Origin of the sequence: Cellulomonas sp. Leaf334, assembly GCF_001424195.1 — a bacterium.
Classification (GTDB): Bacteria; Actinomycetota; Actinomycetes; order Actinomycetales; family Cellulomonadaceae; genus Cellulomonas.
In genome coordinates this window covers 314502-327980 of sequence record NZ_LMOO01000007.1, presented here as the reverse complement: position 1 = coordinate 327980, position 13479 = coordinate 314502, and the positions used below count along the sequence as shown (strand labels likewise).

Sequence of the window (13479 nt, the reverse complement as noted above, 5' to 3'; positions counted from 1 at the left end):
TCGATCAAGGAGGATCGTCATGTCCACAGCTCTGCGCCGTAAGTGGCTCGCGGCAGCCGGCACCGCCGCAGCTCTCGTGCTCGTCGTCGGCTGCACGTCCAACACCCCCGAGGCCGAGGACACCGGTGAGCCGCAGGCGCCCGCCGCGGCCGCCGGCAGCAACGACGAGCCCGGTGACAAGGTCGTCATCGGCTTCTCCGCCCCCGCCGCCGACCACGGCTGGATGGGCTCCATCACCAAGTCCGCCGTCGACGAGGCCGCCAAGTACTCCGACGTCGAGCTGGTCCAGGCCGAGGCCACGAACGACGTGAACCTGCAGATCAGCCAGATCGAGCAGTTCATCAACGACGGTGTCGACGCCATCGTGCTGCTGCCGTTCGACGGCGCGGCGCTCACCGAGGTCGCCATCAAGGCGATGCAGGCCGGGATCGTCGTCATCAACGTCGACCGCGAGTTCGAGGACCCGGACGCCGCCCGCACCACCGTGCTGGGTGACAACTACGGCATGGGCGTCAGCGCCGGCGCGTACATCTGCGGCGAGCTCGGCGGCAAGCCTGACGCGAAGGTCGCGGAGATCGCGGGCATCGACTCCCTGCCGCTGACGCAGGACCGCAGCCAGGGCTTCGAGGACGCGCTCGCAGCGTGCGGCCTCGAGGTCAGCAACCGCGTGGCGGCCGACTTCACCGTCCAGGGCGGAGAGTCCGCGGCGGCCAACCTCCTGCAGGCGGCGCCGCAGCTCGACGCCATCTGGAACCACGACGACGACCAGGGCGTCGGCGTCATGGCGGCCATCGAGAACGCCGGTCGCGACGAGTTCATCATGGTCGGCGGCGCCGGCTCGAAGAACGTCATGGAGGCCATCAAGGCCGACGACTCCGTCCTCAAGGCGACCGTCATCTACCCGTCCACGCAGGCAGCCGACGGCGTCAAGCTGGCCCGCCTGCTCGTGCAGGGCAAGTCGATGAGCGACCTGGTCGAGGTCGAGGTGCCCCGCACCATCCAGCTCTACGCACCCGTCGTGACCAAGGAGAACGTCGACCAGTACCTGCCGACCGCCTTCGAGTCCTGAGTCCCACCTGACGAGCCGGGCGGGTTCCCCTCCGCAGGGAACCCGCCCGGGCACGGGCCGCGAGGAGGAGCCGTGACAGAAGCAGTCCCACGCCTGGGCATCGGCATGGTCGGGTACGCGTTCATGGGCGTCGCGCACTCGCAGGCCTGGCGCAACGCCCCCCGGTTCTTCGACCTGCCGCTGCGGCCGGACATGGCCGCCGTCGCAGGTCGCGACGAGGCCGCGGTGACCGCCGCGGCGACGAAGCTGGGCTGGTCCAGCTCGGAGACCGACTGGAAGGCGCTCGTCGCCCGCGACGACATCGACCTCGTCGACATCTGCACCCCCGGCGACACGCACGCCGAGATCGCGATCGCGGCGCTCGAGGCCGGCAAGCACGTGCTGTGCGAGAAGCCGCTGGCGAACTCCGTCGCGGAGGCCGAGGCGATGGTCCGGGCGGCCGAAGCCAGCAGCGGGCTCGCGATGGTCGGGTTCACCTACCGCCGCGTCCCTGCCATCCAGCTCGCCCGCACGCTCGTCGCGGACGGCCGGATCGGCACGGTCCGGCACGTGCGCGCGCAGTACCTGCAGGACTGGATCGCCGACCCGCAGGCGCCGCTGTCGTGGCGGCTGGACAAGCAGAAGGCCGGCTCCGGGGCACTCGGGGACATCGGCGCGCACATCGTGGACCTCGCCCAGTTCGTCACGGGGGAGTCGGTCACGGGTGTGTCCGCGGTGCTGGAGACGTTCGTCACGGAGCGCCCGGTCGCCTCGGAGCACTCCGGTCTGCACGGCACGGCCGGCTCGGAGACGGGCCCGGTCACCGTCGACGACGCCGCGATCTTCCTCGGCCGGATGTCGGGCGGGGGGCTGGCGACGTTCGAGGCCACCCGGTTCGCGTGGGGGCGCAAGAACGCGATCCGCCTGGAGATCAACGGGTCGACCGGGTCGCTCGCGTTCGACTTCGAGGACATGAACGTCCTGCACTACTTCGACGCGTCCGAGCACGCCGCGGTCGCGGGGTTCCGACGCATCGTCGTCACGGAGCCCGAGCATGCCTACGTGGCAGCCTGGTGGCCCCCGGGTCACGGCCTCGGGTACGAGCACGCGTTCACGCACCAGGCGGTGGACCTGGTCACCGCGATCGCCGAGCACCGCCAGCCGGTGCCCAGCTTCGCCGACGGGCTCGTCGTGCAGCGGGTGCTCGCCGCGGTCGAGGAGTCCGCCGCGAACGACAGCACGTGGACCCCAGTCACGAAGGAGAGCTGACGATGGCGCGACCGATCACCCTGTTCACCGGCCAGTGGGCGGACCTGCCTTTCGAGGAGGTCGTGCGCCTGGCCGCCGGGTGGGGCTACGACGGCCTCGAGATCGCCTGCTGGGGCGACCACCTGGACCCGTGGCGCTGGGACGACGACGAGTACGTCGCCGGCAAGCTCGCGCTGCTGGAGGAGTACGGCCTGAAGGTCTGGGCGATCTCCAACCACCTCAAGGGTCAGGCCGTCTGCGACGACCCCATCGACCAGCGGCACCGCGACATCCTGTCCGACCGCGTGTGGGGCGACGGCGACGCCGAGGGCGTCCGGCAGCGGGCCGCCGAGGAGATGAAGAACACCGCCCGGATCGCCGCGAAGCTCGGCGTGAAGACGGTCGTCGGGTTCACCGGGTCGAGCATCTGGAAGTACGTCGCGATGTTCCCGCCGGTCTCGCAGGAGGCCGTCGACGCCGGCTACCAGGACTTCGCCGACCGGTGGAACCCGATCCTCGACGTGTTCGACGAGGTCGGCGTCCGGTTCGCGCACGAGGTCCACCCCAGCGAGATCGCCTACGACTACTGGACGACCGTGCGGACCCTGGAGGCCATCGGCCACCGCGAGGCGTTCGGCCTGAACTGGGACCCCAGCCACTTCATCTGGCAGCAGCTGGACCCGGTCGACTTCATCCTCGAGTTCGCCGACCGGATCTACCACGTCGACTGCAAGGACGTGAAGCTCCGCCTCGGGAACGGTCGCAACGGCCGGCTCGGGTCGCACCTCGCGTGGGCCGACCTCCGCCGCGGGTGGGACTTCGTGTCCACCGGCCGCGGGGACGTGCCGTGGGAGGCGTCGTTCCGGGCGCTCAACTCCATCGGGTACGACGGCCCGATCTCGGTCGAGTGGGAGGACGCCGGGATGGACCGGCTCCTCGGCGCGCCCGAGGCGCTGGAGTTCGTGAAGCGCAACGCGTTCGACCCGCCGACGGCCGCGTTCGACGCGGCGTTCAGCACGCGCTGACCGGTCCGGGTGGCGCGCTCGGCACCCCCGCGCGCCACCCCCGCGCGCCACCCCCGGTCCCACGGTGGACCAGATGCCCGCGTGCACGGGCTGTGCCAGGCTCGACGTGTCTGTGGTCGCACGGGGCAGTGCGACCACGTGCGACGAGCTGACCGGGGGGGGCCGGGGATGGTGGCTGGGCGACGTGCACCGGAAGGACCGACGGGCGGCGGACGGAGGCTGCCGTGGTGGCGACCACGGGTCGCCGTGCTCGGCGCAGTCGTCCTGTCCCTTCCGTTGATCGTCGTCCCCGCGCTCCCGGCCGCGGCCGCCACGTGGGGCATCAGCAAGACCGAGACGAGCACCGGGCCGTACCAGCCCGGTGACAACGTCCAGTTCGTCGTCACCGTGTCCTGCTCGGACCCCAACGCGGACCCCTGCACGAACGCGGTCGTCACCGACCCGCTGCCCGACGGCCTCGAGCTGGTCAGCGCGTCGATCCAGAGCGGGCCCACGGGGGGCGCCATCGACGCTGACACGACGACCGACACGGTGACCGCCACCTGGCCGAGCGTGCCGAACGGTGCTCAGGCGCAGATCCTCATCACGGCCCAGGTGGACCCGGACCTGCCGTACTCGGCTGACGGCGTACCCATCACGAACAGCGCCACGGTGGTCGCGGACAACGCGCCGCTCGTGCCCGCGAACGCCACGATCACCCCGGTGGTCCCGCTCGTGATCGGGTCCACGACGACGAAGGAGATCGTCCCGGAGGGAGCGATCGCTGCTCCCGGGACCCCCACGACGATGACGCTGTCGGCGACGAACACGTCGAACGACCCGGTCGACCAGCTCGTCGTGCAGGACCCGGTGGACCCGACGGCGACGCCGAACCCGTTCACCTACCTCGGCTACTCCGCCACGGGGGACATCGGCCTGCCACCGAACGCGACCACGGTGACGGAGGAGTACTGGGACGGCGACTCGTGGGAGCCGCTGGACGACTCGGTCGACCCGACCGCCGTGCAGGGCGTCCGGTACACCTTCGAGGGCGACATCCAGCCTGGTGCCACAGCGACGATCCCGGTCTCGGTCGTGCAGACCGACGCCGTGGAGGAGCTCACCGGCGCGACCACCGTCACCAACGACGTCCAGTCCTCCGTGGTGCACCCCGAAGGCGGTCAGTCGGTCCCCACGTCCGACAGCGACACCTACGTCATCACGCCCCCGAACAACTCGGTCACCGCGTCGAAGAGCTTCGACCCGGCGACCGTCAGCGCCGGCGCGCCGACGACCGTGACGATCGGCGCCACCAACGGTGGAGACCCGACCACGTCGCTCACGCTGACCGAGCCGTCGCCGGGCACCGCCAGTCCCTTCGAGGGCGACGACCCGCTGAGGTTCACCGGGTTCGGGCCGAGCGGCGACGGGACCGGGGTCCAGTGGCCGGCGAACGCGGACGCGGCAGCGGTGACGTTCACCTGTGCCGACGGCGCCACCCCGACCCTGGACACGACGACCGTCGGCACCCTGCCGAACCCGCCGCCGGACTGCGAGGTCCTGGGTTTCAGCGTGGAGTTCACGGGCGCCATCGTCACGGGTGCGCAGGCGTCTGTGCCGTTCACGGCGGACACGGACCCCGACCAGGACCTGGACGACGTGACCCACCCCAACGAGGTCACCGCCACGATCCCGAACGCGGAGAGCACGGCGGCGGCGGACCTCGTCACTCTCACCGACCGGCTCGCGACCGACACCGACAAGCTCATCACCCCGTCGACCTTCCCGGCGATCCCTGGGCAGAGCGTGATCGTCCAGCTGCCGAGCGAGCTGCTGCCGTTCGGGCCGGACGGGTCCACCTCGTCCGCGGACCAGGTGGTCATCCAGGACCCGACCGACCCGTCCGACCCGGGCGACTTCTGGGCGAACTTCTCCGCGACGTCGGTGCGCACGACGGACGTCCCCCCGGGTTCCACCCTCACGGTGAACTACTGGGACGGCAGCGAGTGGGTCCCGGCTCCGGGCTGCGGACCGTGGACGGGACCGCAGGTGGTCAGCTGCGACCTCCCGGCGGGGGCCGAGGGCGTCCAGTTCGTCTACGACTCGACGGACGGCGGCTTCCCGCCGGAGACCTCGTTCCAGCCGAACTTCACCGCCGCGTACGACGGACCGACCGACCTCGACACGCCGTTGACCAACTGCGGCGCGTCCAGCGCGTCGTCGAGCACCGTCGCGCCGACCGACCCGGCCGAAGGCTGCGCGTCGGTCGACCCGTTCCCGGTGGACGGCGCGGGTGACCTCGACTTCCTCGACAAGGCGTTCCTCGGCGGCGACCCGCCCTCCGTCCTCGCGCGGTCGACCGACCAGGTGACCGCGCAGATCACCTGGTCGACGAACGGCTTCTCCGGCGTGGACCCGATGGTGATCGGGGACATCGGCACCCCGGAGACCACGCCGGTCGCGAGCTCGTTCTACGACGCGTTCGACCTCGTCCGGATCGAGGCGATCGACGCGTCGGTCGACCCACTGATGCAGTACGACGAGATCGAGAGCGTCGAGCTCTACGTCGGCGGGGCCTGGGTGCCGGCCGCGGGGGACCCCTGCCCGTGCGACGGCTCGTTCCCCGGGTACACGCTCTCGGCCGACGAGAGCGCGGACGCGACGGCGGCGCGGCTGACGTACGTCGAGTCACCGTCCCGCACGACGGACGACGTGCTCGCTCCCCAGCCCGGCGACGGTGTGGCACGGTCCACGCAGGCGGACGGGCGGCACGTCCAGCTCACCTTCCAGATCCGCGACGACCGCCGCAGCGACGGGTCGCCGGTCCTGGGCTCGACGAACGGGACCCTCTACAACACGCCTGATGCGGGCCTGGTGAGCGACGTGGCGCAGGGCACCGCGACGTTCGACGGCGAGCAGTACACCGACTCGGACGACGCGACCGTGCTGATCATCGACCAGCCGATCAACGTCGGCACCGACAAGACGTGGACAGGCGGCCCGATCTCCGTCCCACCGGAAGGCACGCCGGCGGCCTTCTACCCGTCGACCACCGTCACCGTCACCGGCACGAACGAGTCCCTGGCGCGCGTCGACCAGCTCCGGATCGTCGACCCGGGTCTGGAGGGCACCGACGAGGTGCAGGTCACCGAGGGCACCGAGCCGTTCGACGCGTTCACGCTCCGGGCCGTCGACGTCTCCCCGCCCACGGGCACCGAGACCACCACCGTCACCCTCACGACCTGGGACGGCGCCACGCTCGACACGGCGACGTACGACGAGACCGCGGCCGAGGCGCTCACGGTGGACGACCTGCAGGACGTCGTCGGCGTCGAGGTGGCGTTCGACGGGCGGATCGCGAGCCAGGCCTCGGGGACGATGACGCTGACGCTCCAGCTGCGCGCCCTCGACCGCTACACCGGGGACCCGGTGACGGTCGAGGGCTACAGCCCGGTGCCGAACGTCGCAGCGGCGCAGGTCTCCGACCCCGGCGGGACGTCGCAGGACCAGCCGCTCGCGTGGGACGGCGCCGACATGGTTCTGCAGACGGCGGCGATCGACCTGGAGGTCGGCAAGACGTTCGAGCCCGGCCAGGTGGTCGAGCCGGGGACCGGGCCGGTGCTCATGACGCTCACGGGTCAGCCGGTCGGGCCGTCACGGGCCGTGGAGATGGTGCTGGTCGACGACGACCCGCAGTTCTGGAACCAGTACGACTTCGACGCGTTCGTGGGGGCCACCCTCACGGCACCCATCGACCAGGTGCAGGTCGACGCGTTCACGGGGGCGACCTTCACAGCGATCGGCGACAACGTCGTCGTCAGCGGAGGCGGCTGGGAGACCGGCACGCTCGGGAGCACCTTCGCGCTGCCGGCGGGCGTCGGTCCCGAGGACGTCCAGGGTCTGCGGTTCACCTTCACGCGCGCCGACGGTGCGATCTGGGAGAACCCGGAGAACCCCCTGCAGAGCGTGCCGATGAACGTCGAGCGCCGGGAGGAGCTGCGCACGGGCGGGCCGGTCCTGCCCGACCTGGCGGACAACCCACCGGCGCCCGGGGAGGACGCGCCGGGTGTCGCGAGCAACACGGTCGACGGCACGGTCTCCGGTGCGGACCAGGTGGTCGACCCCGACACGGGGGACCTCGTGCCCGTCGGCGGCACGGACTCCCAGGACGCGTCGGTCGTCTACGTGCACGCCGAGAACGGGGTGCAGATCGTCAAGGCCTTCGACGGCACGGTGACCGGCGGCACCGAGGCGCCCAACGCGGTCTTCCCGATGACCATCGCGGTGACGAACACCGGCAACCGGCCGATCTTCGACCTCGTCGTCACCGACCCGATGCCGGTCGACGACGTCGGCGCGCAGCTCGCGCTGGCCGACGTCGACGAGCCGTTCACCTTCGCGCTCACGGGCGCAGCGCCGGACCCCGCCAACGGCGAACCGCTGCCGACCGATCCCGCGGACGTCACGATCGTGCAGACGGGCGACATCGAGAGCCTCGAGCTCTCGTTCCCCGACGACACCGTCCTCGAGGTGGGCCAGACCTACACGATCACCGTGATGGTGCAGTTCCGCCTGGGCCTCCCGGCCGAGACCGTGGTGCCGAACACCGCCGGCGTCACGGGTGACCGGCCGTGGGACGAGTGCGTCACGCGGCTCGACGCCGACACGGGCGCGTGCGAGGCCGACGCGGACGTGACCAGCGTCCCCGCCGGCGTCCTGGCCCAGTCGAAGCAGGTCAAGGCCACCGACGACGACGAGCTCGAGGTGTTCGTCGACCCGGCCGCCGACCCCGCGACGACCTGCACACCGGACGCCCAGGGCTTCTACTCCTACCCGTGCACCCCCGTGGTGCCGCCCGGGCACGACGAGACGTGGCGCGTACGCATCGACAACGTCGGCAACCTCCCGATGACCAAGGTCGTCTCCTACGACCGGCTGCCCGTCCCGGGTGACACGGGTTCCTACTCCGGCTCGGACCGCGGGTCCCAGTGGGAGCCGATCCTCACCAACGACCCGCCGCCCGTTCTCGTGAACGCACCGGCGGGCGCGGTGGCGACCTTCTTCTACACGACCGCGACCGACTACTGCATGGCCGACCTCGAGGACCCGCTCAATGAGCCGACCTGCCCGGCAGGCGACCCCGCGACGGGGTGGGCACCCCTGACGGGCACCGAGAGCGAGGAGGTCTTCGAGACGATCACCGCGATGAAGTTCGTCATCGACTTCCCCGAGGACGCCCCGTTCGAGCCGGGCGAGTCGATCGCGATCGAGGGGACGACCACCACCCCGGCCGAGGCGCCCGCGGCGGGCGACCGCTCCATCGCCTACAACTCGGCGGCGGCCAACGCGGTCATCGAGACCGTGCAGGGGCAGCAGTTCAACCTGCTGCCCACCGAGGGCACCAAGGTCGGCGTGGCGACCGCGACGGGCTCGCTCGACGTCACCAAGACGGTGACCGGCGACGGCGCCCAGTACGCGCCCGACTCGTTCAGCCTCCAGGTCGCCTGCACGTCGGCCGTCGGCACCTGGCTCGAGACCGAGCTCGACCCGATCCCGATCACCGTCACACCACCCGACGCGACGACGGTCACGAACCTGCCCTACGGCGCGGAGTGCACCGTCACGGAGGACGGTAGCAACGGCGAGACCGAGCTCCAGGTGGGTTCGGTGACCATCGGCGAGGAGCCGGACGTGGTCGAGCTCGAGGCCGTCAACGTCTACGACCTCACCGGCCTCGAGCTGTCGAAGGTGCTCGACACCGACGCGGTCGACCAGGACGGCGACCCGGTCCCGTTCGGCCCGTTCGAGCTCACCGTGGAGTGCACGTTCCTCGGCGAGCCGGTGTACGCCGACGGGTTCGACCCGGGTGAGCCGATGACCGTCACGATCGACGACGGCGACGCCCCGGTGGAGCTCACCGGCCTGCCGGTCGGCTCCGAGTGCGTCGTCACCGAGACCGCGACGGGCGGCGCGACCTCGACCACCTTCACGGTCACCCAGGACGGGCAGCCGCCGGTCACGGTGGACGGCTCCGCGACGGTGGTCCTCACGGCCCGCGACGCCGGCGACGAGGTCACGACCGCCGTCGTGGTCACGAACACCGTCGCGGTCGGCGCGATCGACCTCCTCAAGGTCGTCGACGGCGACGGTGGCGACGTGTGGGGAGGCGGTCCGTTCGAGATCGACGTGACCTGCTCGTTCGACGACGACGGCGACGGTCCCGGCGATCCGCGGACCGTGTACGACGACACCGTCTCGCTCGGCGGCGGCGACCCGCTCGAGGCGCAGGTCGTGGACCTGCCGGTCGGCGCCGTCTGCACCGTCACCGAGACCGATGACGGTGGTGCCACGGGCGCCGTCGTCGTGCCGGACACGGTGACGGTCGGCGGCGGCGAACCCGCCCAGGTGGTCATCACCAACACGTTCGACGTCGGCTCGATCGTCGTCGACAAGGCTCTCGCCGGCATCGGCGCGCAGTACGCCACGGGTCCGTGGGAGGTCTCGCTCAGCTGCACCTACGAGGGCGAGCCGATCACGATCCCCGGTGGCCCGACGCGCGAGCTGACCGTCGACACGCCCGCCCGGTACGACGACCTGCCCGTCGGCTCGGAGTGCGTCGTGACGGAGACGGACGACGGCGGGGCGACCGACGTCGAGATCTCGACGACCGTGGACGGTGGCGCCCCCGGCGAGGTCGTGGTCACCGACGGCGACGCCGAGATCACGGTGACCAACACGTTCCGGATCTCCCCGGTCGTGGTCCGCAAGGTCGTCGACGGGGACGGCGCGCAGTACGCCGCCGGGCCGTGGGAGGTCACGCTCGCCTGCACCTTCGGCAGCATCCCGATCGAGACGTACCTCGGTGGACCGACGCGTGAGATCACGCCCGGTCAGCCCGGGGTCTGGTTCGGGATCCCCGACGGGGCGGTGTGCTCCATCACGGAGACCGACGACGGCGGAGCGACCGCCGTGTCCGTCGCTCCGGACACCGTGACCATCACGGAGGACGAGATCGCGCTGGTCACGGTGACGAACACGTACGACCTGGGCGAGCTGAGCGTCGAGAAGGTCGTGGACGGGGACGGTGCGCAGTACGGCACGGGCCCGTTCGAGGTGTCGCTGGCGTGCACGTTCGAGGGTGACCCGGTCGACATCCCCGGTGGCGCCACGCAGGACGTCGGCCCAGGGGAGACGGTCACCTACACCGACCTCCCGGTGGGAGCCGAGTGCGTGGTGAGCGAGACGGACGCGGCGGGGGCGACGTCGACGACGGTGTCCACGACGGTCGTCGACGGCGAACCCGGCCAGGCGGCCGTCCCCGGTGACGACGGCGACCCGGTGCTCGTCACGGTGACGAACACGTTCGACCTGGGTGAGCTGAGTGTCGAGAAGGTCGTGGACGGGGACGGTGCGCAGTACGGCACGGGTCCGTTCGAGGTGTCGCTGGCGTGCACGTTCGAGGGCGACCCGATCGAGATCCCGGGCGGTGCGACGCAGGAGGTCGGGCCGGGCGAGACCGTGACGTTCACGGACCTGCCCGTCGGCGCGGACTGCGTGGTCAGCGAGACGGACGACGGGGGAGCGACGTCGACGACCATCTCCCGGACGGTCATCCTCGGCGGTCCCGGTGCGACGGTCGTGCCCGCGGACGAGGCCGACCCCGTCGTCATCACGGTGACGAACACCTACGACCTCGGCGCGCTCGTGGTCGACAAGGTCGTGACCGGTGACGGCGCCGACCTCTACGGCGGCGGTCCGTTCGAGGTGTCGCTGTCCTGCACGTTCGACGGGGTGCCGGTCGAGATCCCGGACGGCGCCACGCGGAGCGTCGAGCCGGGGTCACCGGCCACGTACGAGCAGCTCCCGGTCGGGTCCGAGTGCGTCGTCACCGAGCCCACCACGGGCGGGGCGACCTCCACGACGATCTCGGCCGTCGACGACGGGGAGCCCGGGGAGATCACGGTCGCGGGTGAGCCCGCGACGGTGACCGTGACGAACACCTTCGACGTCGGTGAGGTCAGGGTGGTCAAGAGCCTCTCCGGGGCGGACGCGCCCAGCCACCAGGGGGACGTGTTCACGGTCGGCCTCGCGTGCACCCAGGAGGTCGACGGTGTGACGGTGCCGGTCGACGTCCCTGGCGGGCCGACGCGGACGCTCTCCCAGGCGGGTGCCTGGGTCGCGGTCTACGAGGACCTGCCCCAGGGAGCGACGTGCGTGGTCGCGGAGACGGACGCCGGGAGCGCCGACGCCGTGCAGGTCGTCGTCGACGGTGTCGGCACGCCGACGATCCCGACCGCGACCGACCCGCCGTCGGCGCAGTTCGCGCTGCCTGTCGGCGACGACGTGTGCCAGCCGGTCGAGGTGATCAACACCTGGTTCGCGTCCCCCGGTGGTGGTGGGCCGGGCGCCGGCCTCGGCACCGCGGTCACCGGGCCGTCGTCGGCACCGATGTCGGCGGCAGCCCTCCTGGCGGCGTCGGGCTGCTCGAGCACGCTCGCGGCGACGGGGACGAGCCCGCTCGCCCCGGCGCTGCTCGGTGTGCTGCTGCTTGTCACGGGTGTGCTCGCCGTGCTGGTGGCGCGACGGCGCTGGGCCGTGCCGACCGTCTGAACAGGGGTGATACTGGCCAGATGATCAGCATCGCCCGTGCCGAGCAGCTCCACTCCGCCGGCCTGCGCTGGCGTCCGGCGCCGGGTGACCGGTTCGCCGTGCGGACGCTCGCCGACCAGGTCTTCACCATCTCGGACATGGTCGTCGAGCCGCACGAGTACCCGACCGGGACGGTTCTCGGGTTCAACGGCACGACGGAGTGGGCGCTCGACTCGGTCGCGCAGGAGGATGCCCTCTGGCTGCCGCGCGAGGACCAGCTGCGCGAGCTGCTCGGCCGGACGTTCCGGAGCCTGGCGCGGTCGCTCGACGGTCAGTACCAGGTGCTCGTCGAGCTCTCGGGGCAGCCGGAGCGGGTGTTCACCGCCGACGAGGCGGCGGACGCGTACGCCCAGGCGCTGCTGGCGCTGGTCAGTGCGGCGGTCGACCGGGTCTGACCCGGTCAGTCGTCGTAGCGGTCCTGGTCCTGGACCGGCACGAACGTGCCGCGCTCACCGGACACGGTCCACCCCGGGCCGTCGTCGCCGGCAGGCTGTCGCGGCGGGATGCTGATCGGCTGCGTGTCGTCCGGGCGCACCTCGTGGAGAGGTGGCCACGCGACGCCGCGGTCGGCGACCACCGGGCTGACGGGCGCCGGTGCCGGGCGGCGCACGGCGACGGACGGCGGACGGTTCTGCGCTGCCTGAGGTACCTGTGTCGGCGTGAAGATGATCGCGCACAGCTCGCGGTAGGTGGAGTCGGGGTTGGCCACCCAGGAGATGCGGCTCAGCGCCTGGTCCTGGCCGGCGGACTCCATCAGGAACTCGCCGTAGCCGAGCACGCGGCCGGTGATGGACCGGGAGTACCGCATGTCGGTGACCTTGACCAGCGGCATCATCGAGACCTTCTTGGTGATGAGCCCGTAGAGCAGCAGCATGCGCTTGTCGGTGGCGACGAACCACTCGTTGCGCCAGTCCAGCACCTTCCACACGAGTCGCACGAGCACCGCGACCCACAGCCACCACAACCACTCGGAGCGCTGGCCGACGGCGGTGGCGGCCACCTCGACGAGCCACGCCACGACCACGAAACCGACGAAGGTGCTGAGGGCGGGCTCCGCGAGCTTGCCCCAGTGGGACCGGCGGGTCAGGACCACGCGCTCGCCGGGCAGCACGTACTTCCGCAGGGTCCGGTGCCCCGCGAGAGTCTGCTCGACGGTGGCCATCGTCACTCGGTCAGGTTGGAGAAGAACGTGGCGAAGCTGCTGAACGCGCTGACGATGATGTCCCACACGGCGCGCACGGCGTCGGCGGCGCGGTCCGGGCTCGTGACGATGGCGTACACGAGGAAGATCGCGATGATCCAGAAGAGGGCGGTCTTGATCTTCGGCGGCATGGTGGTCCTCGCAGGGCGTCGTCGGGTGGCGCGGGCGCGGTCAGGGGGAGCGCGTTTCTTGCGGGCAGCACGGTCGGGGGCAGGCGGCGGGTCGACCCGGGGGGCAGGGCCGGCCAGCACCACCAGTCTCGGCAAAGCGTACTTACCGGACGGCGCCCAGCGGGGGAGCACACACCGGGAGCGGGACGCGTTGCTGTG

At 71.5% G+C, this 13479-nt stretch carries 7 protein-coding genes; 5 read left to right on the top strand and 2 right to left on the bottom strand.

Going from position 1 to position 13479, the window contains the following annotated elements:
- Positions 1-19: 19 nt before the first annotated feature.
- The 5 genes from ASF78_RS17900 (at position 20) to ASF78_RS17880 (ending at position 12344) form a co-directional block, all read left to right on the top strand.
- The gene (locus ASF78_RS17900; protein WP_056592659.1) at positions 20-1069 is read left to right on the top strand and encodes a substrate-binding domain-containing protein; all 1050 of its coding nucleotides are present in this window, start codon (positions 20-22) and stop codon (positions 1067-1069) included.
- A 105-nt stretch (positions 1070-1174) separates the two neighbouring features.
- Positions 1175-2317, top strand: coding sequence for a Gfo/Idh/MocA family protein (locus ASF78_RS17895; protein WP_056592656.1), 1143 nt, complete (start codon positions 1175-1177; stop codon positions 2315-2317).
- 2 nt (positions 2318-2319) lie between these two features.
- A complete protein-coding gene (locus ASF78_RS17890; protein ID WP_056592654.1) occupies positions 2320-3321 on the top strand; it encodes a sugar phosphate isomerase/epimerase in 1002 nt (333 codons plus the stop codon).
- 246 nt (positions 3322-3567) lie between these two features.
- Positions 3568-11910: a DUF5979 domain-containing protein gene (locus ASF78_RS17885; protein WP_056592651.1), complete on the top strand. Its 8343-nt coding sequence runs from the start codon at positions 3568-3570 to the stop codon at positions 11908-11910.
- A 20-nt stretch (positions 11911-11930) separates the two neighbouring features.
- Positions 11931-12344: a hypothetical protein gene (locus ASF78_RS17880; protein WP_056592649.1), complete on the top strand. Its 414-nt coding sequence runs from the start codon at positions 11931-11933 to the stop codon at positions 12342-12344.
- 5 nt (positions 12345-12349) lie between these two features.
- Here ASF78_RS17880 and ASF78_RS17875 read toward each other — a convergent pair whose 3' ends face one another.
- A complete protein-coding gene (locus ASF78_RS17875) occupies positions 12350-13111 on the bottom strand; it encodes a PH domain-containing protein (protein WP_056592646.1) in 762 nt (253 codons plus the stop codon).
- A gap of 2 nt (positions 13112-13113) precedes the next feature.
- Entirely contained in the window at positions 13114-13281 is a 168-nt protein-coding gene (locus tag ASF78_RS22835) for a hypothetical protein (RefSeq protein ID WP_200940646.1), read from the bottom strand.
- Between the last annotated feature and the right edge of the window lie 198 nt (positions 13282-13479).

What these genes read in the sequence shown, in the direction of transcription:
- ASF78_RS22835 (WP_200940646.1), bottom strand. Translation starts at nt 13,281, where the DNA reads ATGCCGCCGAAGATCAAGACCGCCCTCTTCTGGATCATCGCGATCTTC.
- ASF78_RS17880 (WP_056592649.1), top strand. Translation starts at nt 11,931, where the DNA reads ATGATCAGCATCGCCCGTGCCGAGCAGCTCCACTCCGCCGGCCTGCGC.
- ASF78_RS17900 (WP_056592659.1), top strand. Translation starts at nt 20, where the DNA reads ATGTCCACAGCTCTGCGCCGTAAGTGGCTCGCGGCAGCCGGCACCGCC.
- ASF78_RS17875 (WP_056592646.1), bottom strand. Translation starts at nt 13,111, where the DNA reads ATGGCCACCGTCGAGCAGACTCTCGCGGGGCACCGGACCCTGCGGAAG.
- ASF78_RS17895 (WP_056592656.1), top strand. Translation starts at nt 1,175, where the DNA reads ATGGTCGGGTACGCGTTCATGGGCGTCGCGCACTCGCAGGCCTGGCGC.
- ASF78_RS17890 (WP_056592654.1), top strand. Translation starts at nt 2,320, where the DNA reads ATGGCGCGACCGATCACCCTGTTCACCGGCCAGTGGGCGGACCTGCCT.